General features: G+C 60.8%; 20 protein-coding genes. 14 read left to right on the forward strand and 6 right to left on the reverse strand.

The annotated features are described in order from the left end of the window. Positions 1 to 163: 163 nt before the first annotated feature. On the reverse strand, positions 164 to 1,819 hold the full coding sequence (locus tag G9Q84_RS16580; protein WP_181643738.1) for an acyl-CoA dehydrogenase family protein: 1,656 nt from the start codon (positions 1,817 to 1,819) through the stop codon (positions 164 to 166). A 68-nt stretch (positions 1,820 to 1,887) separates the two neighbouring features. Then, positions 1,888 to 4,278, reverse strand: coding sequence for a hybrid sensor histidine kinase/response regulator (locus tag G9Q84_RS16585; protein ID WP_095186214.1), 2,391 nt, complete (start codon positions 4,276 to 4,278; stop codon positions 1,888 to 1,890). Positions 4,279 to 4,553: 275 nt separating this feature from the next. On the opposite strand from G9Q84_RS16585, the gene G9Q84_RS16590 reads away from it, so the two are divergent. The 4 genes from G9Q84_RS16590 to G9Q84_RS16605 all read left to right on the forward strand — a co-directional run bounded on the left by G9Q84_RS16590 (position 4,554) and on the right by G9Q84_RS16605 (position 8,087). Then, positions 4,554 to 5,351, forward strand: coding sequence for a hydroxymethylpyrimidine/phosphomethylpyrimidine kinase (locus G9Q84_RS16590; RefSeq protein ID WP_032884614.1), 798 nt, complete (start codon positions 4,554 to 4,556; stop codon positions 5,349 to 5,351). Positions 5,352 to 5,382: 31 nt separating this feature from the next. Beyond that, positions 5,383 to 6,006, forward strand: a complete 624-nt coding sequence (gene thiE, locus G9Q84_RS16595) for a thiamine phosphate synthase (protein ID WP_032884613.1) — start codon at positions 5,383 to 5,385, stop codon at positions 6,004 to 6,006. Positions 6,007 to 6,023: 17 nt separating this feature from the next. Continuing rightward, positions 6,024 to 7,307: a glutamate-1-semialdehyde 2,1-aminomutase gene (gene hemL / locus G9Q84_RS16600; RefSeq protein ID WP_032884612.1), complete on the forward strand. Its 1,284-nt coding sequence runs from the start codon at positions 6,024 to 6,026 to the stop codon at positions 7,305 to 7,307. 225 nt (positions 7,308 to 7,532) lie between these two features. After that, positions 7,533 to 8,087, forward strand: coding sequence for a tetratricopeptide repeat protein (locus G9Q84_RS16605; protein ID WP_032884611.1), 555 nt, complete (start codon positions 7,533 to 7,535; stop codon positions 8,085 to 8,087). Between the two features lie 8 nt (positions 8,088 to 8,095). Here G9Q84_RS16605 and G9Q84_RS16610 read toward each other — a convergent pair whose 3' ends face one another. After that, positions 8,096 to 8,422 (reverse strand): DUF1820 family protein, encoded by a 327-nt coding sequence (locus G9Q84_RS16610; RefSeq protein WP_003236992.1) that lies wholly within the window; start codon positions 8,420 to 8,422, stop codon positions 8,096 to 8,098. A 131-nt stretch (positions 8,423 to 8,553) separates the two neighbouring features. Here G9Q84_RS16610 and miaB point away from each other — a divergent pair, with 131 nt between their 5' ends. The 5 genes from miaB to lnt all read left to right on the forward strand — a co-directional run bounded on the left by miaB (position 8,554) and on the right by lnt (position 13,873). Then, positions 8,554 to 9,882 carry a tRNA (N6-isopentenyl adenosine(37)-C2)-methylthiotransferase MiaB gene (gene miaB / locus G9Q84_RS16615; protein ID WP_032884610.1) on the forward strand — a complete coding sequence of 443 codons (1,329 nt, stop codon included), beginning with the start codon at positions 8,554 to 8,556 and terminating at the stop codon, positions 9,880 to 9,882. Positions 9,883 to 10,014: 132 nt separating this feature from the next. Continuing rightward, positions 10,015 to 11,019 carry a PhoH family protein gene (locus G9Q84_RS16620; RefSeq protein WP_181643739.1) on the forward strand — a complete coding sequence of 335 codons (1,005 nt, stop codon included), beginning with the start codon at positions 10,015 to 10,017 and terminating at the stop codon, positions 11,017 to 11,019. Next, a complete protein-coding gene (gene ybeY, locus G9Q84_RS16625) occupies positions 11,012 to 11,470 on the forward strand; it encodes an rRNA maturation RNase YbeY (protein WP_032884608.1) in 459 nt (152 codons plus the stop codon). The genes G9Q84_RS16620 and ybeY overlap by 8 nt, the downstream gene beginning before the upstream one ends. Positions 11,471 to 11,501: 31 nt before the next feature. Next, a complete protein-coding gene (locus G9Q84_RS16630; protein ID WP_005791724.1) occupies positions 11,502 to 12,341 on the forward strand; it encodes an HlyC/CorC family transporter in 840 nt (279 codons plus the stop codon). An 8-nt stretch (positions 12,342 to 12,349) separates the two neighbouring features. Then, entirely contained in the window at positions 12,350 to 13,873 is a 1,524-nt protein-coding gene (lnt, locus tag G9Q84_RS16635; protein ID WP_181643740.1) for an apolipoprotein N-acyltransferase, read from the forward strand. A gap of 74 nt (positions 13,874 to 13,947) precedes the next feature. Here the strand turns inward: lnt and G9Q84_RS16640 are convergent, their stop codons facing one another. Together G9Q84_RS16640 and G9Q84_RS16645 are read right to left on the reverse strand one after the other, a co-directional pair. Continuing rightward, positions 13,948 to 14,709 carry a YdcF family protein gene (locus G9Q84_RS16640; protein ID WP_095186210.1) on the reverse strand — a complete coding sequence of 254 codons (762 nt, stop codon included), beginning with the start codon at positions 14,707 to 14,709 and terminating at the stop codon, positions 13,948 to 13,950. Between the two features lie 99 nt (positions 14,710 to 14,808). After that, positions 14,809 to 15,126 (reverse strand): hypothetical protein, encoded by a 318-nt coding sequence (locus G9Q84_RS16645; RefSeq protein WP_181643741.1) that lies wholly within the window; start codon positions 15,124 to 15,126, stop codon positions 14,809 to 14,811. A 261-nt stretch (positions 15,127 to 15,387) separates the two neighbouring features. Here G9Q84_RS16645 and leuS point away from each other — a divergent pair, with 261 nt between their 5' ends. From leuS to G9Q84_RS16670, 5 genes are all read left to right on the forward strand, one after another. Continuing rightward, positions 15,388 to 17,994, forward strand: coding sequence for a leucine--tRNA ligase (gene leuS, locus G9Q84_RS16650; RefSeq protein WP_032884604.1), 2,607 nt, complete (start codon positions 15,388 to 15,390; stop codon positions 17,992 to 17,994). A gap of 88 nt (positions 17,995 to 18,082) precedes the next feature. Further along, positions 18,083 to 18,688, forward strand: coding sequence for an LPS-assembly lipoprotein LptE (locus G9Q84_RS16655; RefSeq protein WP_032884603.1), 606 nt, complete (start codon positions 18,083 to 18,085; stop codon positions 18,686 to 18,688). Positions 18,689 to 18,727: 39 nt separating this feature from the next. Continuing rightward, entirely contained in the window at positions 18,728 to 19,765 is a 1,038-nt protein-coding gene (gene holA / locus G9Q84_RS16660; protein ID WP_005791737.1) for a DNA polymerase III subunit delta, read from the forward strand. Between the two features lie 228 nt (positions 19,766 to 19,993). Further along, the gene (gene arfA / locus G9Q84_RS16665) at positions 19,994 to 20,158 is read left to right on the forward strand and encodes an alternative ribosome rescue factor ArfA (protein ID WP_003176285.1); all 165 of its coding nucleotides are present in this window, start codon (positions 19,994 to 19,996) and stop codon (positions 20,156 to 20,158) included. A 61-nt stretch (positions 20,159 to 20,219) separates the two neighbouring features. Continuing rightward, positions 20,220 to 21,545: a lytic murein transglycosylase gene (locus G9Q84_RS16670; protein WP_181643742.1), complete on the forward strand. Its 1,326-nt coding sequence runs from the start codon at positions 20,220 to 20,222 to the stop codon at positions 21,543 to 21,545. A 120-nt stretch (positions 21,546 to 21,665) separates the two neighbouring features. Here the strand turns inward: G9Q84_RS16670 and G9Q84_RS16675 are convergent, their stop codons facing one another. Beyond that, complete coding sequence (locus G9Q84_RS16675) at positions 21,666 to 22,586, reverse strand: S66 peptidase family protein (RefSeq protein ID WP_181643743.1); 921 nt, start codon at positions 22,584 to 22,586, stop codon at positions 21,666 to 21,668. Positions 22,587 to 22,704 lie beyond the last annotated feature (118 nt).

The raw sequence follows: 22,704 nt of genomic DNA on the forward strand, positions 1-22,704 counted from the left end.
CTGTATCCCTGTCAGACGCAAACCTTGAATTGGAGTGCCCTCCCAAGATGGCTGCAATCCTTGTGGGAGGGGGCTTGCTCCCGATAGCGGTGGGTCAGTTTATAGATAGGCTGACGGACACTCAGCCATCGGGAGCAAGCCCCCTCCCACATTTGGACCGTGTCTATTCAGAGACATTGGGGCTTGAGCGCGCGACGATGGCCCCGACATCGACGCCACGCGGCAAGGTGCCGTAGACGCGGCCAGACGACTGGCCCAAACGGCTGGCGATAAACCCATCGCTGACCGCCCCATGACCGGCCTCCAGCAATAACTTGGCCTGCAGTGCCACGGCGATGTCCTCAGTCAACTGCCGCGCGCGATACTGAATGTCCTGGGTGTCCATGAACGCCGACTTCAGTTGTTCGATGTGCCGCGCCAGCTGCTTATCACCATGCCCGTCACCGAGTTCGACAAACAGCGCTTCCAGCACGCCGGGCTCTTTGGACAGAGCGCGCAGCACGTCCAGGCACTGCACATTGCCGGAACCTTCCCACGTCGAATTTACCGGTGCCTCACGGTACAAGCGCGGCAGGATACTGTCCTCGACATACCCCGCGCCGCCCATGCACTCGGCGGCTTCGTTGATCATCGCCGGGGCGCGCTTGCAGATCCAATATTTGCCCACCGCTGTCACCAGCCGGGCGAATTTGGCCTCCCGCTCATCACCCAGATTATCCAGGGCGCAGCCCATGCGCATGCTCAAGGCCAGCGAGGCTTCGCTTTCCAGGGCCAGGTCGGCCAGCACGTTTTGCATCAGCGGTTGCTCACTGAGTACACGGCCACCTACCAAACGATGGGCGCAATGATGACTGGCCTGGGTCAACGCCTGGCGCATCAAGGCGCTGGAGCCGACCATGCAGTCAAAGCGGGTCATGGCGACCATCTCGATGATGGTCGGCACGCCACGGCCTTCTTCGCCGATCATCCAGGCCAGGGCACCGCGAAACTCCACTTCGCTGGAGGCGTTGGAGCAGTTACCGAGCTTGTTTTTAAGGCGCTGGATATAGAACTCGTTGCGCGTGTCATCCGGGCGGTGCCGAGGCAGTAGGAAACAGGTCAGGCCCTTGTCAGTCTGAGCCAGCGTCAGGAACGCATCGCACATCGGCGCCGAGCAGAACCACTTATGCCCGACCAGCTCATAAGCGTGCCCTGGACCGCCGGCCCCTACCGGATACGCGCGAGTGGTATTGGCCCGCACATCGGTGCCGCCCTGTTTTTCGGTCATGGCCATGCCGATGGTGGCGCCGGTCTTATGGGCGATACCGACATTGCGCGGGTCATATTCGGTGCTGAGGATTTTCGGCAACCACGTCTTCGCCAGGTCCGATTGCAGGCGCAGGGCCGGGACGCAGGCGAAGGTCATGGTCAGCGGGCAGCCAGTGCCGGCTTCGGCCTGGCTGTGGAGATAAGTCATCGCGGCCCGCGCCACATGAGCGCCGGACTGCGGGTGTGCCCACGGCAACGACGGCAGGCCGTGTTCGACGGCGATACGCATCAGTTCGTGGTAAGCAGGATGAAATTCCACCAGGTCGATGCGATGACCATAACGGTCATGGCTGTTGAACACGGGCTTGTTCTGGTTCGCCAGGAAACCGGCCGCCATCAACGGCCCACCGGCCAGCGCGCCATAGGCATCGAGGCGCGGTTGCGCCCAGCCGGCACCAAAGCGGCGCGACCACTCTTGCAACGGCAGATCGATGCGGTAAAGGTTGGTGCCATCCAGGGATGGGGGCTGGTTAGTGACGTCGTGGGTTTCGGCGAACGGGTGCAGGTTCATGACGGGGCCTCATGGAAAAAGCCCCGTTGAGTTGAGGCCTGAATTTCAGTTAAGCACCGTCACCCGCCTTAAAAAAGTGACATACCCGCCGAATGCCCGGCGCTTTCACCCTCTTGCGGACACAGCACCCGGCGCTCCAACACGGCCCGCAAGGCCTCAAAGCGCACAGGCTTGGCGAGGCGGTCGGACACACCGATGCCATGACAGTGCTCGCGCTCAGACACATTCAGCGACGTGCTCAAGGCAATCACCGGCAACTCTGCGCAGCCCGGCAGTGCACGGATCTGACAGCACAATGAGAAGCCGCCCTCAGGTATATCCAACACCACCGCGTCGAAATTGCCTCTCTGCAAGGCCGCCAATGCGCTCGGGCCGCTGTCCACGTTTTTCACTCGGTAACCGAGTTTGAGCAACATGCCGCGCACCACCAGTTGGCCGATGCTGTTGTCATCCACCAGCAGCACCGCGCAATCCTGAGGCGCGCGCTGCCGATCCGCCGCCGGTTTTGCTTCAGGCGCCACCGGGCTGACTTCCACTTCCAGTTGAAAACGACTGCCCTTGCTTGGCTCGGAATGGTGCGTGAGGCGCCCGCCCAACAGCTCGATCAATTGCCGGCAGATAGCCAGGCCGATACCCATGCCGCCGTATTCACGAGTCATGGAGCCATCCAGCTGGAAAAACCGCTGGTACAGGGTGGCCTCGTCGAGGAAGGCGAAGCCAATACCGGTGTCGGTCACAATAAAGCTCAGGCGCAAGCCACCGTCGCTGTGGGGCACGCCCACCACCCGCAAGCGCACGGCGCCTTCGTGGGTGAATTTGAATGCGTTGTCCAGCAGGCAATCCAGGCACTGGATAAGTTTGTCTGCGTCGCCCACCACGCGGTCCGGCAGTTCATCGGCCACATCAATGGAAAACGCCAAGCCTTTGGCTTGGGCGCTGGCGCTGAATTGCTGGCGCAAGGTGTCGAGCACGCCGCGTAGGCTGAACACCTGAAGCTGTGCACTGAGGCGCCCGGCCTGCAGTTCGGTGAGGGTCAGAATGCCGTTGACCATGCGCATCATGTCCCGCGCCGAGCCGGCGGCGGTTTGCTGGTATTGCGCGAGGTCGTCGTCCAGTGGCACGGTTTGCATCAACTCAAGGGAGCCGATCACGCCGTTCATAGGGGTGCGCAGTTCGTGGGTCAGGGTGGCGAGGAACTCATCCTTGAGCCGGTTGCTGCGGGCGAGTTGCTGGTTGAGCACTTCGAGCTTCTGGCTGGCGTCGAGCAGAATCTGCGCCTGTTGCTCACGCATGGCATTGATGCGATCAGCCAACGCCAGGGACAACAGCGCCACTTCAATCGCCGAGCCGATCTGGCTGGCGTACATCGTAAGGAACACATTGGGCAGGTAGCCCAGCACCATCAGCGTATTCACCACTCCGCCCAGCAGGAAGGCCGACCAAGCAATGATGAAATAGCGCGCCACCCGCTGCCCGCAGTACCAGGCCTTGATGGCGGCGACAAAGATAGTCACGGTAAACACCAACGCCAAGCCGGTAGCCAGGCGCAGCGCCAGGGCGTAGCTGGTCATCAGCGATAACAACATCACCACGGCACCGCAGGCCACCAACGCCAGCAGTAAGCGGTTGATCCAGCGACTGTGCTGCGCCGTATGCAGGAAGCTGCGCGCGAACAAGCTGCCAAACAACGCGGCCGCACCGATCAGGAACGGCGTCGCGGCATTCGCCCACCAGGGGTTGTTCGGCCAGAAATACTCCACTGCCGCGCCGTTGACCGACAACTGGTACATGCCGAACGAGGCGATATAGAAGATGTAATAGAGGTAGCTGGTGTCGCGCACGCTGAGGTAGATAAACAGGTTGTACACCAGCATCCCCAACAACACGCCGTAGATCAGGCCCAATACATACAAGCGCAGCGGCTGCTGTTCCAGGTAGGCGGTGCTGGACCAAAGGGTCAGCGGCGCCTGGATCGAGCCTTCGCTTTGCAGGCGCAGGTACACGGTTTTCGCCTCGCCGGGGGTGAAATCGATCTTGAACAGGTAGTTGTTCTGGCGAATCTCACGGGCGGAAAACGGCAACGCATCCCCGGTGCGCCCGGCCAGGCGATAGTTGCCGGTGCTGTCGGGCAGGTACAGGTCAAGGTGGTCCAGCGGCGGGTAGGCCAACTCCAGCAACCAAGTACGTTGGGCCTCGGGGCTGTGTGGCAGGTAATGCAGGTTGACCTTGAGCCAGAACACCGAGCGTGAATAGCCGGCATTGAGGGTGTCTTTATCGTGGGGTTTGAATTGTCGGGCGGCGGAAGGCGCGCTGACATCGGCAATCGTGAGGGCATCGGTCGGGTCTTCGAGCACTTGCATGGCTCGGCCCAGTGCCAGGCTGCGGGTGTCCTGGTTGAACTCGATGGCGTTGGCGAGCATCGGCAGCCCGCACAACAATAAGATCAGCAAATAGCGCATAGAGCCCCAGCGTGGCCTGTCCGGTTATGTCAAAAGCCCCCATTCCTTTTGAGAAGACGTACACCGGCGATACAGTTAAGTTGTTTGGATCCACTTTAGCATAGCCGCTAAAGGCCATTGGACACCATTGAAATAATTTTCCTGAAGGCTCTAGGACAAGGCTTTCAGCACACTTTTGCGAGAAGAAAAGTGCCAAAAAAGCGTCGCCTCCTGGACAAAATTCAACCATCGGGCGACGGCCACGCCAAAAGCGTTTGGTGGTAAGCTCGCGCACCATGAATATCTACAGCTCTCGCCCTGTTGTCCTCTGTCTCTCCGGCCATGATCCCAGTGGTGGCGCCGGCTTGCAGGCAGATATCGAAGCCCTGCTCGCCCAAGGGTGCCACGCGGCTCCGGCCGTTACTGCCCTGACCGTGCAGAACACCGTCAATGTCAGCGATTTTCGCGTGCTCGACCGCGAGTGGGTACTGGCCCAGGCCAATGCCGTGCTCGGCGATTCCGAAGTAGCGGCGGTCAAGTTGGGCATGCTCGGTTCCACCGCAATGGTCGACACCGTGGTCGAACTGCTGCAGGCGCATCCGCACCTGCCGGTGGTGTGCGACCCGGTGCTGCGTGCCGGCGGCGGCGGGAGCCTGGGCAAGGACGAAGTGGGCTACGCCATGCGCGAGCGGCTGCTGCCGTTGTCGCTGATTGCCACACCGAACCTGCCCGAAGCGCGCATTCTCGCCGAACTGCCCGAAGGCACCGCGGACGAATGCGCCGAAAAACTGCTGCCATTTATAAAGCATCTGTTGATCACCGGCGGACATGGCGACGAGCATGAAGTGCACAACCGCCTCTACAGCCGCGACGGCACGCACCAGACCTTTACCTGCCAGCGCCTGCCCGGCAGCTATCACGGTTCGGGCTGCACCCTGGCCAGCGCACTGGCCGGGAGGATCGCTCAGGGCGAAGGTCTGGTGAGCGCGGTGCAATCGGCGCTCAACTACACCTGGCGCACCCTGCGTGACGCTGAACAGCTCGGCCAGGGCCAGTTTGTACCGCGCCGGCTGCCGCTGGATTTCTGCTCGTAACTTTCTGCTCGAACATCAAGAGGCCTGCCCGATGAAACTACGTGGCCTTTACGCCATCACCGACAGCCAACTGTTGGCTGGCAAATTCCTCGCCTATGTGGAAGCGGCGTTGGACGGTGGCGTGACCCTGTTGCAGTACCGCGACAAAAGCAGCGACGAAGCTCGGCGCCTGCGTGAAGCCGAAAAGCTGCGTGAACTGTGCTCGCGCTACAAGACCCAACTGATCATCAACGATGACGCCGAGTTGGCCGCGCGCCTGGGCGTCGGCGTGCACCTGGGCCAGACCGACGGCCCGCTGACACCGGCCCGTGCGCTGCTGGGCTCCAAAGCCATCATCGGCGCCACCTGCCACAGCCAGATTGAACTGGCCGAACAGGCCGCCCGCGAAGGCGCCAGTTACGTCGCCTTCGGTCGCTTCTTCAATTCCAATACCAAGCCTGGTGCACCTGCCGCCACCCTTGAAATGCTGGCTGAGGCCCGCAAGCGCCTGCACCTGCCGATCTGCGTGATCGGGGGCGTCACCCTGGAAAACGCCGAGCCCTTGGTGGCCCACGGTGCCGACTTACTGGCCGTGGTCCACGGCCTGTTCGGTGCCGACAGCACCCAGGAAGTCACGCGCCGCGCCCGCGCTTTCAACGCCTTAATCAAATCCTGAATTCAGAGAGCCCCACCATGTCTCGTTCCGAAACCCTGTTTGCCAATGCCCAGAAACACATCCCCGGCGGTGTGAACTCCCCCGTGCGTGCGTTCAAGAGCGTGGGCGGCACGCCGTTGTTCTTCAAGCATGCCGAAGGTGCCTACGTCACCGACGAAGATGATAAACGCTATGTAGATTACGTCGGTTCCTGGGGCCCGATGATCCTGGGCCACAGCCACCCGGACGTGCTGGATGCAGTGCGTAAACAGCTGGAGCACGGCTTGTCCTACGGCGCCCCTACCGCCATGGAAACCGAGATGGCTGACCTGGTGTGCTCAATCGTGCCGTCAATGGAAATGGTGCGCATGGTCAGCTCCGGCACCGAAGCCACCATGAGCGCGATTCGTCTGGCCCGTGGTTTCACCGGCCGCGACAGCATCATCAAGTTCGAAGGCTGCTACCACGGCCACTCCGACAGCCTGCTGGTAAAAGCCGGCTCCGGCCTTTTGACCCAAGGCGTGCCCAGCTCGGCCGGTGTGCCAGCGGCATTTGCCAAGCACACTCTGACGCTGCCGTTCAACGACATAGCCGCCGTCGAGCAGATGCTCAACGAAGTCGGCCAAGACGTGGCGTGCATCATTGTTGAGCCGGTGGCCGGCAACATGAACTGCGTACCACCTGCACCGGGTTTCCTCGAAGGCCTGCGCGAGCAGTGCGACAAGCATGGCGTGGTATTGATTTTTGATGAAGTGATGACCGGCTTCCGTGTCGCCCTTGGTGGTGCCCAGGCGCACTATGGCGTCACGCCTGACCTGAGCACCTTCGGCAAGATCATCGGCGGCGGCATGCCGGTAGGCTGCTTCGGCGGCAAACGCGAAATCATGCAGCACATCGCGCCACTGGGGCCGGTCTACCAGGCAGGCACGCTGTCGGGTAACCCGCTGGCTATGGCTGCCGGCCTGACCACGCTGCGTTTGATCAGCCGCCCGGGCTTCCACGCTGAACTGACCGACTACACCACTCGCCTGCTGGACGGCCTGCAACAGCGCGCCGATGCGGCCGGCATCCCGTTTGTCACCACGCAGGCGGGGGGTATGTTCGGCCTGTACTTCAGCGGTGCGGACGATATCGTCACCTTTGATGACGTGATGGGCAGCGACGCCGACCTGTTCAAACGCTTCTTCCACTTGATGCTGGAAGGCGGCGTGTACCTGGCGCCGAGTGCCTTTGAAGCGGGCTTCACATCGATTGCCCATGGCGAAACCGAGTTGCAACTGACCCTGGACGCCGCTGAACGCGCATTCGCTGCCCTGAAATAAACGGTCGCAACATCTGGCGTCGCTGTGGGTGGCGCCAGATTTGCTACTTTGCTTACAGAGATTTCCTTATTTTTTCGAGAATTCACCTGCAATCCGGCAGATAACTTGCCCAAGCAGCAGAAAAACGAGTAAAGACTTTGTAAGCAGAGGCCTGCTTATTTCATAATGCGCGCTTATTGGATCCCGTGAGGGTCCGCGCGCCCCGTCAGAGGTAAGTCGATTCCCATGAAACGCACCGGCCGCACCCTGGTACTGGGCTGCCTGTTGCTCCTTCAGCCGCTGCTGGCAAATGCCCAAGCAGGCGGCAACTCGTTGTTAATCCCAGCGATGGGTCGTTGCACCCTCAATACCCAGCCAGACAGCCAGGCCGAATCCCTGAGCGCGTGCCAGAAACAGGCCGACGAGGGTGATGCGCAGGCGCAATATGAGTTGGGCGAGTACTACCACGACAGCAAAAATCCCGCCCTCGACCTCAACAAAGCCTTGAGCTACTTCGAGAAAGCCTCGTTGCAGGGCCACGCGCAGGCACAATTCCAGCTAGGCACCATGTTCTTCAAAGGCGAAGGCGTGCCGGCCAATAACGTTCAGGCGTATATCGTGCTGAAAATGGCCGCCGTCAACGGCGCCGAAGACGCGCTGGACACGGCCGACGAAGTCGCCGAGCACATGCAGCGCGATGAACTGGAAGTGGCCACCCAGGTCTTGGGCCAGATTTTCCGCAACTACCTGCAGGAACTGCAGAGTGCCGATGGGCGTTCGCCCTTCTCACCCCTGCCCTGACAGCCGTCTTACTTCTCAGGCATTGGCATCGGAAACGGCATGACATTGCTCACGCCCCGTGCCTCGCTGATCTTCGGCGTGCCCAGCCGCTCGACTTCATCGATACGCACAATTGAATGCATCGGCACAAAACTGCGCACCACGCCTTCGAACTGCGCCTTGAGCTTTTCTTCGCCCGGGTCGACGACCAATTGGGTGCGCTCGCCAAAGACGAACTCTTCCACTTCCAGGAAGCCCCACAGATCACTTTGATAGATCTGCTTGGCGTACATTTCGAACACCTGGCCCTGGTTGAGGAAAATCACCTTGTAGATTGGAGCTTCGCGTTTGGTCATGGTGGGCGGATAACACATCGGGGATATAAAAGAGGGCGCGAACTATAGCATGGCACCCGATGCACAACGCTAGGAACCAATGGGCATGCCCCCTATAATGCGCGGTTCTTTACCACCAGTTGACGATTCCCATGGCCAAGAAGCTTTATATCGAAACCCACGGTTGCCAGATGAACGAGTACGACAGCTCGCGCATGGTCGATCTGCTGGGCGAACACCAGGCCCTGGAAGTCACCGCCCGCGCCGAAGATGCCGACGTTATCCTGCTCAATACTTGCTCGATCCGCGAGCGTGCCCAGGACCGTGTGTACTCGCAGTTGGGCCGCTGGCGTGAATTGAAACTGGCCAATCCAGAGATGGTAATCGCCGTCGGCGGTTGCGTGGCCAGCCAGGAAGGCGCCGCGATCCGCGACCGCGCCCCCTATGTCGACGTGGTCTTCGGCCCGCAAACCCTGCACCGCTTGCCGGAAATGATCGACGCGGCCCGTATCACCAAGCTGCCTCAGGTAGACGTCTCGTTCCCGGAAATCGAAAAATTCGACCATTTGCCTGAGCCGCGTATCGACGGGCCAAGCGCCTATGTATCGGTGATGGAAGGCTGCAGCAAGTACTGCACCTTCTGCGTGGTGCCCTACACCCGTGGCGAAGAGGTCAGCCGGCCCTTTGACGACGTGCTGGCAGAGATCATCCACCTGGCCGAAAACGGCGTGCGCGAAGTGACCCTGTTGGGCCAGAACGTCAACGGCTATCGCGGCTTGACCGAGGACGGGCGCCTGGCGGACTTGGCAGAGTTGATCCGCGTAGTGGCAGCAGTGGACGGTATCGAGCGCATCCGTTACACCACTTCGCACCCGCTGGAGTTCTCCGACAGCCTGATCCAGGCCCACGCCGACGTGCCTGAGCTGGTTAAGCACCTGCATTTGCCGGTGCAGTCGGGTTCGGATCGCATCTTGTCGGCAATGAAGCGCAATCACACCGCCCTGGAATACAAATCCAAACTGCGCAAATTGCGTGCAGCAGTGCCGGGCATCTGCATCAGCTCAGACTTTATCGTCGGCTTCCCAGGCGAGACCGAAAAAGACTTCCAGCAGACCATGAAGCTGATTGAAGACGTCGGTTTCGACTTCTCCTATTCGTTCGTCTACAGCCAACGCCCCGGCACACCCGCCGCCGATCTGGTGGACGAAACCCCGGAAGCGCTGAAAAAAGAGCGCTTGAACGCGCTACAACACCGACTGAACCAGCAGGGCTTCGAGATCAGCCGACAAATGGTCGGTTCAGTCCAGCGCATCCTGGTCACCGACTACTCGAAGAAAGATCCCGGCGAATTGCAGGGCCGCACCGAGAACAATCGGATCGTCAACTTCCGTTGCGACAATCCAACCCTGATCGGCCAATTTGCCGATGTGCACATCGATGCGGCGCAACCACACTCGCTGCGCGGCTCTCTGGTGCAATAAATTTGGGAGGGGGCTTGCCCCCTCCCACATAGGAGCCGTGCAACATTCCAATGACGTAAGTGCTTTCGTACCCGCGTCACTGGCGTTATCCTCTCTTTCACCTAAACAGCCAAAGGGCGGCTAAAAGCGACCTTGAACGCACCCACAGTAGAACCCCATCGTTTTATCCTTGAGCCCTTTGAGGCTCGCCGTTTCGCCAATCTGTGCGGACAGTTCGACGAGCACCTGCGCCTGATCGAACAACGCCTGGGCATCGAGATCCGCAATCGCGGCAATCAGTTCGAGCTTATTGGTGAAGCCCAGCCCACTAAATCTGCAGAAAATCTGCTGCGCCGTCTCTACCGCGAAACCAAGGGTAGCGAGCTGTCGCCAGAAACCGTGCACCTGTATTTGCAGGAGTCGGCTGTGGAAGACTTGGCTAACAACCCCGTCGCTGAAGCCAGCGTGGCATTGCGTACCAAGAAAGGCATGATTCGCCCAAAGGGCTTGAATCAGCAGAAGTACGTCAAGGCAATCCTCGGCAACGATATCAATTTCGGCATCGGCCCCGCCGGTACCGGCAAGACCTACCTCGCCGTGGCCTGTGCAGTGGATGCCCTTGAGCGCGAGCAAGTGCGCCGCATCCTGCTGGTGCGCCCGGCGGTCGAAGCGGGCGAAAAGCTCGGTTTCCTGCCCGGCGACCTCGCACAGAAGATCGACCCGTACCTGCGTCCACTCTACGACGCGCTGTACGAGATGCTTGGCTTTGAATACGTGGCCAAGCTGATCGAACGCCAGGTGATTGAAATCGCCCCGCTGGCCTACATGCGCGGCCGCACCTTGAGCAACAGTTTCATCATCCTCGACGAAAGCCAGAACACTACGGTCGAGCAGATGAAGATGTTCCTGACCCGCATCGGGTTCGGCTCGACGGCCATCATCACAGGCGACATTACCCAGGTTGACCTGCCCAAGGGCACCAAGTCGGGCTTGAGCCATGTGATTGAAGTGCTCAAGGACGTGCCGGGTATCAGTTTCACGCATTTCTCACCCAAGGACGTAGTGCGCCACCCGCTGGTGCAACGCATCGTCGAAGCCTACGAGCGCTTCGAACACCGCGACGACGGACTGTCAAAGGACATTCGCCGCGATGCTTGAGCTTGACCTGCAACTGGCCACCGAGGCGCCCGCCCCCAGTGAAGAACAATTCCGCCAATGGTGCGCACTGGCCCTGCGCCAGCGCACTGCCGACTCGGAATTGACCATCCGTCTGGTGGACGAGCCCGAAGGCCGCGAGTTGAACCACACCTGGCGCCAGAAAGACTACGCGACCAACGTGCTGTCGTTCCCCGCCGACGTACCCGACGAGCTGCTGGATATCCCGTTGCTGGGCGATCTGGTGATCTGCGTCGAAGTGGTGGAGCGCGAGGCGAAGGAACAAGGTAAGACGCTGGAAGCCCACTGGGCTCATCTAGTCATCCACGGCTGCTTGCATCTCTTGGGTTACGACCATATAGACGATGACGAAGCCGAGGAAATGGAAACACTGGAACAAACGTTGCTTGCCGAACTGGGTCACCCTGATCCGTATGCAGACGACGAAACATAACTGACACAACAAAGGATTTAGAGTAATCGCTATGAGCGAAGACCGATCGAGCAACGGGCAAAAGTCATGGCTGGGTAAACTGACCCAGGCTTTTGCCCACGAGCCGAAAAACCGCCAGGAGCTGCTGGAGCTGCTGCGCGAGGCCCACCAGAACAAGTTGCTGGACAGCGAAGCGCTGGCCATCGTCGAAGGCGCCATCCAGGTCGCTGACCTGCAAGTACGGGACATCATGGTCCCGCGCTCGCAGATGATCAGCATCAAGGCGACCCAGACCCCGCGGGAATTCCTCCCGGCCGTGATCGACTCCGCGCACTCGCGCTACCCGGTGATCGGTGAAAGCCATGACGACGTCATGGGCGTCCTGCTGGCCAAGGACCTGCTGCCGCTGATCCTCAAGGAGAACGGCGACAGCTTCAACATCAAGGACCTGCTGCGTCCCGCCACCTTCGTACCCGAATCCAAGCGCCTGAATGTGCTGCTGCGCGAATTCCGCGCCAACCACAATCACATGGCCATTGTGATCGACGAATACGGCGGCGTGGCCGGCCTCGTGACCATCGAAGACGTGCTGGAACAGATCGTCGGCGACATCGAAGATGAGCACGACGTCGAAGAAGACAGCTACATCAAGCCGCTGCCGAGCGGTGACTTCCTGGTCAAGGCGCTGACGCCGATCGAGAACTTCAACGAGTTTTTCGACAGCGAATTCTCCGACGACGAGTTCGACACCGTTGGCGGCCTGGTAATGAGTGCGTTCGGGCATCTGCCCAAGCGTAACGAAACCACCGAGATCGGCGCGTATCGCTTCCGCATCCTGAATGCCGATAGCCGTCGTATCCACTTGATCCGCTTGACCCCTATTGCCCGTTAAGGACTGAAATGCGCCGCATGATCGCACCCGGCTGGCCCGGTAACTTGCTGGCCGTGGTGGCCGGCGCCATCACTACCCTGGCGCTGGCGCCGTTCGATCTGTGGCCGTTTGCACTGATCGCGGTGGGAGTGTTCTATGTCGGCCTGCGAGAGCTGACACCCCGTCAGGCCCTGGGCCGTGGCTGGTGTTTCGGTTTCGGCCTGTTTGGTGCTGGCACCAGCTGGATTTACTACAGTATCCACCACTTCGGCGGCGCTTCGGTGCTGCTGGCGGGGTTCCTGATGCTGTTGTTCACCGCCGCCATTGCCTGGTTCTTCGCCCTGCCGGCTTGGCTGTGGGCGCGCTGGTTGCGTCGCAATGAAGCACCGTTGGCAGATGCGCTGACGTTTGCCGCATTGTGGGTCGGCCAGGAAGCCTTTCGCGGCTGGTTCCTCACCGGATTCCCGTGGCTGTACTCCGGTTATAGCCAGCTCGACGGCCCCCTCACCGGCCTGGCGCCAGTGGGTGGCATGTGGCTGATTTCCTTTGCCCTGGCACTGACGGCGGCCCTGCTGGGCAACCTGCCGCGCCTGCTGGCCAGTAAACGCAATGGGTTTATCGGCGCAGGTCTGGTGTTGCTGGTCGCCCCCTGGGCCATCGGCCTGGCGCTCAAGCATCACGCTTGGACGTCCCCGTCCGGCGCTCCGCTGACCGTAGCGGCCATCCAGGGCAACGTCGAACAAAGCATGAAGTGGGACCCCGAGCAGCTCAATGCGCAGCTCGCGCTGTACCGCGACATGAGTTTCAGCTCCAAGCCTGTCGACCTGCTGGTGTGGCCGGAAACGGCGGTGCCGGTGCTCAAGGAGTCCGTCGAGGGCTACCTGGGGATGATGGGCAAGTTTGCCGCCGACCGACACACCGCGCTTATCACCGGCGTGCCAATACGCCAGGAAGTGCACCACCAGAAGCGCTACTTCAATGGCATCACCGTGGTAGGCGAAGGCGACGGCACTTACCTGAAGCAGAAGCTCGTGCCGTTTGGCGAATACGTGCCGCTGCAGGACATGCTGCGCGGACTGATTGCCTTCTTCGACCTGCCGATGTCGGACTTCGCCCGCGGCCCCGCCGACCAGGCGATGTTGCAGGCGAAGGGCTATCAGATCGCGCCTTTCATTTGCTACGAAGTGGTCTACCCGGAATTCGCCGCCGGACTGTCGGCCCAGAGCGACCTGCTGCTGACCATCAGCAATGACACCTGGTTCGGCCGCTCCATTGGCCCGCTGCAGCACCTGCAAATGGCGCAGATGCGTGCGTTGGAAGCTGGGCGCTGGATGATCCGTGCGACCAATAATGGCGTGACTGGGTTGATCAACCCGTTTGGCCAGATCACTGCGCAGATCCCGCAATTCGAGCGCGGAATCCTCTATGGCGAAGTGGTGCCGATGCATAACCTGACGCCATACCTGCAATGGCGCTCGTGGCCGCTGATCATCGTGTGCCTGGGGTTGTTTGGTTGGGCGCTGCTGGCAGGCCGGATGTCAAAAACCGTCTAACAGCCAACGCGAATCAAAATGTGGGAGAGGACTTGCCCCCTCCTACATCTTGATCTGCATTTTAATCAGCAGGGTTATCGATAGAACAACCGATACCCCACCTGCCCTACCGCCTCGTTGATCAACTGCCCGCTCTGCCACACCGACTTGAACTCGGGCATCCATCCACCCAGCGGCCGGGCATTGTCCACGCCCAGAAACCCCACCGGCGCCGGCACCACGGTGAAGCCGGCCTTTTCAAAACTCCACACCGAACGCGGCATGTGCCAGGCCTGTGTCACGACCACCACACGCTTGATGCCCTCGGGCAATAGAATCTCGGCACTCATCTGTGCGTTTTCCCAGGTGGTACGGCTGCGCTCTTCCTTCCAGCGCACCGTAACGCCGAAATCATCCTGCATCGATACCGCCATCAGCTCAGCTTCGCTGGGCGGCGTGCCGTAGTGCAATCCCCCGGTGGTAAGCACCGGCAGGCCGGACGCCTTGGCCAGTCGGGCGGCATACCGCTGGCGCTCCAGGCCAATACCGGTAGGCTGATCAGAACCCCATGCCGGGTCGCCGCGCTCGCGTCCCGAGCCCAGCACCACAATGGCGTCGGCGCGCTGGGCCAGGGTCGACCAGTCTTCACGCGCCAACGGAGGCTCGGTCTCCAGGGCCCGCGCGCCCCACTCCACGGCCACCGGCAAGCTGATCAACCACATGCCGCCAAACCCCAGGGCAAAGCAGCAGCCGGCCAAACGTGGGCGAGTGCGTCTAAACCACCAGGCAAGGGCCAGCAGCAGCAAGAGAATGCCGGGCGGCAGGAGCAGTTGTTTAATGAAATAACGAATAGGCATCGGGCATCTCCAAAGATGCCCGAAGCCTAAGGTGTAACGGGGTTTAGCGACAATCTCTACAGTGAAATAGCGCAATGGTGTTGTTCAGCGGGGGGTTAACTACTTGTAGCGGGCGGACCGGAATGTTTCCGGGCCACGACCGGCCGGCAAGTCCTTGAGCCACACCACCTTGGCAGAGTGCGTAGGCTCTTGGACTGGCGGGGTTGCCACCCAAGGGCGCGCACTGCGTTTGTTGCGTTCCAGGTAAGCCTTGATCAGTTCCAACTCCGCGCGACTCAATCCACGCAGTTCCAACTCGACAGGCCGTTCATCACGCAATCGGCCCGCTGTCCTCGCTGCATCCAATGCACGACCCAATCGGTCGATCAGTCCCTCGTAGACGTCCGGTTTAGTTGCGATTCGCTGCGATTCAACCATCCCCTCACCTCATTGAAGAAAGACTTGCTCCCCACTGAACAGCGTAGCCCTCGTTGCTGCGCCTGCCCGGCGCCGCGACAGACGGCCTCGGCTACGCAATCAGGGTTTCCCTCGATAGAGTGGGGTCATGTATGCTACGGCGCTTCCTGTAACTCCACTTCCCGCAGGGTTTGGGCACGGACGCGCCGCTTTTTGGTGTCGAACAACCTGAACGTTGCACCGAAGAGGATTAGGCCACCCCTATCCAGTTCAAAAGTAGCCATGCACGAACAATATCAGCCCCGTGAAATAGAAAATGCCGCCCAAACCTTCTGGGACGAGCAAAAGTCCTTTGAAGTCAGTGAACAGCCAGGCAAGGAGACTTTCTATTGCCTATCGATGTTCCCTTACCCCAGCGGCAAGCTACACATGGGGCACGTGCGTAACTACACCATCGGCGACGTGATTTCCCGCTACCAGCGCATGCAAGGCAAGAACGTCCTGCAACCCATGGGTTGGGACGCCTTCGGCATGCCGGCGGAAAACGCTGCGATGAAAAACAACGTGGCTCCCGCCAAGTGGACCTACGAAAACATCGCCTACATGAAGACCCAGCTGCGCAGCCTGGGCCTGGCGGTGGACTGGTCCCGCGAAGTGACCACCTGCAAGCCGGATTACTACCGCTGGGAACAATGGCTGTTCACTCGCCTGTTCGAAAAAGGCGTGATCTACAAAAAAAGCGGCACCGTGAACTGGGACCCGATCGACCAGACCGTGCTGGCCAACGAGCAGGTGATCGACGGGCGCGGCTGGCGTTCCGGCGCGCTGATCGAAAAGCGCGAAATCCCGATGTACTACTTCAAGATCACCGCCTACGCGGATGAACTCTTGTCGAGCCTCGACGATTTGCCGGGCTGGCCTGAACAGGTCAAGACCATGCAGCGCAACTGGATCGGCAAGTCCAAGGGCATGGAAGTGCAGTTCCCGTACAACGTCGACTCCATCGGCGAAGCGGGCGCACTCAAAGTCTTCACCACCCGTCCCGACACCCTGATGGGCGCGACCTACGTCGCCGTGGCCGCCGAGCACCCGCTGGCCACCCAGGCCGCACAGAACAACCCCGAGCTGCAGGCGTTCATCGCCGAATGCAAAGGCGGCAGCGTGGCTGAAGCCGACGTCGCCACCCAAGAGAAAAAAGGCCTGCCGACCGGCCTGTTCGTCGAGCACCCACTGACCGGCGAGAAGTTGCCGGTTTGGGTCGCCAATTACGTGTTGATGCACTACGGCGATGGCGCAGTAATGGCTGTACCGGCCCACGACGAGCGTGATTTCGAATTCGCCACCAAATACAACCTGCCGATCAAGTCGGTGGTGCGCACCAGTTCGGGCGACACCAACCCGGCCCCGTGGCAAGACGCTTATGGCGAGCACGGCACGCTGATCAACTCCGGCGAGTTCGACGGCCTGGACTTCGCCGGCGCCTTCGACGCCATCGAAGTCGCACTGATCAAGAAGAACCTCGGCGCCTCGCGCACCCAGTTCCGCCTGCGCGACTGGGGCATCAGCCGCCAGCGTTACTGGGGCTGCCCGATCCCAATCATCCACTGCGATACCTGCGGTGACGTGCCGGTGCCGGAAGACCAGTTGCCAGTCGTGCTGCCGGAAGACGTGGTGCCGGACGGCGCCGGTTCGCCATTGGCACGCATGCCTGAGTTCTACGAGTGCAGTTGCCCTAAATGCGGCCAGCCTGCCAAGCGTGAAACCGACACCATGGACACCTTCGTGGAGTCCTCGTGGTACTACGCCCGCTACGCCTCGCCTCACTACGAGGGTGGCCTGGTGGAAAAATCCGCGGCTGACCATTGGTTGCCGGTGGATCAGTACATTGGTGGCATCGAACACGCCATTCTTCACCTGCTGTACGCGCGTTTCTTCCATAAGCTGATGCGCGACGAAGGCCTGGTGAGTTCCAACGAGCCGTTCAAGAACCTGCTGACCCAAGGCATGGTGATCGCCGAGACCTACTATCGCCGCGAAGCCAATGGCGCCTACACCTGGTTCAACCCGGCGGACGTCGAACTTGAGCGCGACAGCAAAGCCAAGGTCATCAGCGCCAAGCTGATCGCCGACGGCCTGCCGGTGGAGATCGGCGGTACCGAGAAAATGGCCAAGTCGAAGAACAATGGCGTCGACCCACAGTCGATGATCGACCAGTTCGGTGCCGACACCTGCCGTCTGTTCATGATGTTCGCCTCGCCACCTGACATGAGCGCCGAATGGTCCGACTCCGGCGTCGAAGGCTCGCACCGCTTCCTCAAGCGCGTCTGGCGCCTGGCTCACGCCCATGTCAGCCAGGGCCTGCCGGCCAAGCTGGACGTGGCGTCCCTGAGCGACGAGCAGAAACTTATTCGCCGCAGCACCCACCTGGCCATCAAGCAAGCCAGCCAGGATGTAGGCCAAAACCACAAGTTCAACACCGCCATCGCCCAGGTGATGACATTGATGAACGTGCTGGAGAAAGCCCCGCAAGCGACCGAACAGGACCGCGCACTGGTACAGGAAGGCCTGGAAACGGTCACCCTGCTGCTGGCACCGATTACGCCGCACATCAGTCACGACCTGTGGAGCCGTCTGGGCCATAGCGACGCAGTCATCGATGCGCGCTGGCCGGTGCAGGATGACAGCGCCCTGGTACAGGACACGCTGCAACTGGTGATCCAGGTCAACGGTAAGCTGCGTGGCCAGATCGACATGCCGGCCAGTGCCAGCCGTGAAGAAGTCGAAGCGGCCGCACGCGTCAACGAGAACGTGCTGCGCTTTACCGAAGGCCTGACGATCCGCAAAGTGATCGTGGTGCCTGGCAAATTGGTCAATATCGTCGCTAGCTAATCGCATCGGGCGCAGGGCTTGAGCCCTGCGCCGAACAAAGCCTTCAAGGCCTCGATAAGGCCCACATGGTTTCAAGGGGAGCAACAAAATGATCAAACGCAATCTGCTGGTTATGGGCCTTGCCGTGCTACTGAGCGCTTGCGGCTTCCAGCTGCGCGGCACCGGCACCAATGACCTGACGATCAAGGAACTGGATGTCAGCGCGCGCGACGCCTACAGCGAAACCGTGACCCAGTTGCGCCAGGTCCTGGAAAACAACGGGGTACACGTCTACACCGGCGCAACCTACAAGCTGTTCCTGGCGAACGAAAAAGAAACCCAGCGCAACCTGAGCTACGCCAGCGCAGGGCGCGCCTCGGATATCGAACTGAGCACTGTGCTCAGCTTTGAAATCCAGGGCCGCGACCACCTGCCATTGATGGGTGACAACATCCAGGTGCAGAAAATCGTCAGCCACGATGGCAACAACCTGGTGGGCTCGGATGCCGAAATCATCCAGGTCCGCAAGGAAATGCGTCGTGATCTGGTGCAACGCGTAGTCTTGCGCCTGTCGATGCTGACCCCGGAGAAGCTGGAAACCTTGCAGCAAGCCGCTGACAACAAGGCCAAGGCTGACGCCGATGCGCTGAAAGCTGCGAAAGAGTACGAAGACAACACGCCGAAACAATCGCCTGTTGAAGTACCTGTCGAGTAAGCCAGACGGGGCGCCCCAGGCGCCCCGCTCTACCTGCCTATGAAACTCGCCCCCGCCCAACTCGCCAAACACCTGCAAGGTGGCCTCGCGCCTGTCTACATCGTCAGCGGTGATGACCCGCTGCTGTGCCAGGAAGCCGCCGACGCCATCCGTACCGCCGCACGCCAGCAGGGCTTCGATGAACGCCAGGTATTCAGCGCCGACGCCAGTTTCGACTGGGGCACGCTGCTGCAAGCCGGCGCGAGCATGTCGCTATTCGCCGAAAAACGCCTGCTTGAGCTGCGTCTGCCATCGGGCAAGCCTGGAGATAAAGGCGCGGCGGCACTGATGGAATACTGCTCACGTCCCGCTGAAGATACGGTCTTGCTGATCAGCCTGCCCAAACTCGACGGCAGCGCGCAGAAGACCAAGTGGGGCAAGGCCTTGGTAGAAGGGGCGCAGACCCAGTTCATCCAGATATGGCCGGTGGACAGCAATCAGCTGCCGCAGTGGATTCGCCAGCGCCTGTCCCAATCGGGGCTGGCCGCAACGCAAGACGCCGTTGAGCTGATCGCCGCCCGGGTCGAGGGCAACTTGCTTGCCGCTGCTCAGGAGATCGAAAAGCTCAAGCTGATGGCCGAAGACGGGCAGATTACCGTCGAAACGGTACAAGGCGCCGTGGCAGACAGTGCACGTTTTGATGTATTCGGGCTGGTGGATGCAATCCTCAACGGCGAACCCGCCCACGCCCTGCGCATGCTCGAAGGCCTGCGTGGCGAAGGGGTCGAGCCACCAGTGATTCTCTGGGCCCTGGCCCGAGAGCTTCGGGTATTGGCCAATATTGCCCTGCAGTACAGCCAAGGCACGCCGCTGGACAAGTGCTTCAGCCAGGCTCGGCCACCGGTGTGGGACAAGCGCAAACCCCTGATGAGCAAAGCCCTTCAACGGCACTCGGCGCAACGCTGGGCACAACTGTTGCTGGAGGCGCAGCGCATTGATGCACAGATCAAGGGCCAGGCGGCGGGTTCACCGTGGATGAGCCTCAGCCGTTTGTCGTTGTTGATGGCCGGTCAGCGCCTGACACTTCCAGCCGAATAATCCTAGTTTCCAAACACCACAGAACCAATGTGGGAGGGGGCTTGCTCCCGATGGCGGCGCTGAAGTCGACACATGTATTGACTGAAACACCACCATCGAGGGCAAGCCCCCTCCCACACGTCCTATCGCGTACGCAATGAAATCTCCTACCCGCCGCCGGGCTTTACAGCTGTCCAACTTCGGCAGATGATTTGCACCGCTGCATCACATCTGAGGAGAGCATCGACCATGAGCAAAAAGCCATCCAAGCATGGCCCCAACAAGGCCAAATCCATCATCGCCCAGCCACTGTTCCGCAGCCGTCAGGAACGCGCCGGCAAGGGCAAGGGCAGCTACCGCCGCGAAGCCTTCCAGTCTAATAGCTGGGAGGCTTCTTACTTTCTGGCTGCCTGAAGGCAAGCGCCCCTCTGGCATGATAAGGTCAGCGTCTGATTTGTAATCCCTGGACCTGTGCATGCCCTCTCGTCTTTCCCGTCATTGGCACCTTCGCCAACTGATCGCTGCCTCCAGCCTCATTCTGCTTGTCGCCTGTGCGGAAAAACCTACCGCCGCCGACGCCCAACCGTTGCCAAAGCTCCAAACCGCACCCGTTGTAGCGCCCGCCGTCGTGGCCCCGCTGGCCGTGGACAATCTCGATATCCAACCGACCCAAACCTTCGCCGAATGGCAGGCGGGTTTCCGCGCGCAAGCCCTGCAGGCCGGCATTACCGCCGCCGTGTTCGACAATGCCTTCGCCAATGTCACCCCCGACATGGCGGTGATCCGCGCCGACCGCAGCCAGCCGGAGTTTTCCCGCCCGGTGTGGGAATACCTCGACGGTGCCCTATCGCCGTTGCGTGTGCGTAATGGCCAGGCACTGCTAATCAAATATGCCGACATCCTGCAAAGCATCGAGCAACGTTATGGCGTCGACCGCCAAGCGTTGGTGTCGGTGTGGGGCATGGAGAGTAACTTCGGCCAGTTCCAGGGCAACAATTCGGTAATCCGCTCCCTGGCGACCCTGGCCTATGAAGGCCGACGCCCAGCCTTTGCACAGGCGCAATTGCTGGCGGCACTGCAGATCATCCAACACGGCGATATCCAGGCCGACCAGATGAAAGGCTCCTGGGCAGGCGCTATGGGCCAGACCCAATTTATCCCGACCACCTACAACACCCACGCAGTGGACTTCGACGGCGACGGTCGCCGCGATATCTGGAATAGCCCGGCCGACGCCCTCGCCTCCACTGCGCACTACCTGCAAAGCTCCGGCTGGCAGAAAGGCCAGCCGTGGGGGTTCGAGGTGAAACAACTGCCAGCGAACTTCGATTACGCCCTGGCCGATGGCGGCACCCGCAAAACCGTCGCTGAGTGGCTCAAACTGGGCGTGCAGCTGCCGCCGGGCGCCAGCATGCCAAGCAATGTCGACCAACTCTCCGCCGCCCTGCTGCTGCCTGCGGGCTATCGCGGCCCGGCGTTCCTGGTGCTGGATAACTTCCGCGCCATCCTCAAGTACAACAACTCATCGTCCTACGCGCTGGCGGTTGGCCTGTTGTCGGAGCGGTTTGGTGGCAGTGGCGTGATTCGTGGCGAGTGGCCGAAAGATGAGCTGCCACTGAGCCGATCCCAGCGCATTGATTTGCAGACGGCGTTGAGTGCCAATGGCTATGACGCGGGCAACCCGGATGGGATTATCGGCGCCAACACCCGTAAGGCGATTCGTGCGGCGCAGCAGGCGCTGGGCTGGCCGGCGGATGGGTATCCGACGGTGAAATTGCTGGAGTCGCTGCAAAACCGTTAGATCTGCTTATGGCGACTATCGCTATCGGGGGCAAGCCCCCTCCCACATTTTGATTTGTGAATACATTCAAGTGTGGGAGGGGGCTTGCCCCCGATGGCGGTTTGGCAGGCACCAACAGATTCAGGGTTTGAACACCACATCCTGCTCCAACACCACCCGCTTCTCCCCTGCATCCAAACGCACCAACGCGCCCATTGGCAGCGTCAGGTTTGGATCGCAATGCCCACTGCGCCAGCCGGCCAACACCGGTATGCACAAAGGCTCGAACGTCTGCTTCAGTAGGCGCTCCAGCGCAGCGTTATCCACCCCCGCCACATCCCCCACCAGCACACCCGCAACCTGGGCCAATTTACCGGCCAGGCGCAAGTGCGTCAGCAACCGGTCAATGCGGTAGATCGGCTCGTTGACGTCTTCGATAAACAGGATGATGCCTTCAGCGTCGATTTCGTAAGGCGTCCCCATGACCGCCGCAATCATCGACAGGTTACCTCCCAGCAAGCGCCCACAGGCAATGCCAGGCTCGATCGTGGTCAGCGGGTACGCCACCGGGTGCGACAGCACACTGCCGGCGCCCAGCTGACCGCGCAGAAGGCTGAACAATGACGATTCGGTAGGTTGTTGCTTGTCGCCGAGCAGGTCGGCATTGAGCATCGGGCCGTGGAAGGTCACGAAGCCGGCGTAGCGGCTGATCGCCAAGTGCAGGGCGGTGATGTCGCTGTAGCCCACGAATGGCTTGGGGTTGGCGCGTAGCAGTTCGAAATCCAGGCTATCGAGCAGACGCGGTGTTCCATAGCCGCCGCGCAGGCAAAAGATAGCGTCGATGTCCGGATCGGCGAAGGCGGCGTGCAGGTCACGCAGGCGCACTGCATCGCTGCCGGCGAGGTAGCCGTCGCGTTCATAGACGCCGGGGGAAATTCGCAGATCGTAGCCGCGCGTGCGCATCCATTGGCCAGCCCTTTCAACGTCCAGCACGGCGGGGCCGGCAGGTGCGATCAGGGCGATGGTGCCTTCAGAACGAAGGGCTGGAACGGCTGCTGTCATACACAACTCTCCCTAACTAGCGCGGAACGAAATGTGGGAGGGGGCGTGCCCCCGATTGCGGTGGATCAGCCAGCACATGTAGCGACTGACATACCGCAATCGAGGGCAAGCCCCCTCC

The sequence above is a fragment of the Pseudomonas sivasensis genome (assembly GCF_013778505.1).
In the GTDB taxonomy this organism is placed as follows: Bacteria; Pseudomonadota; Gammaproteobacteria; order Pseudomonadales; family Pseudomonadaceae; genus Aquipseudomonas; species Aquipseudomonas sivasensis.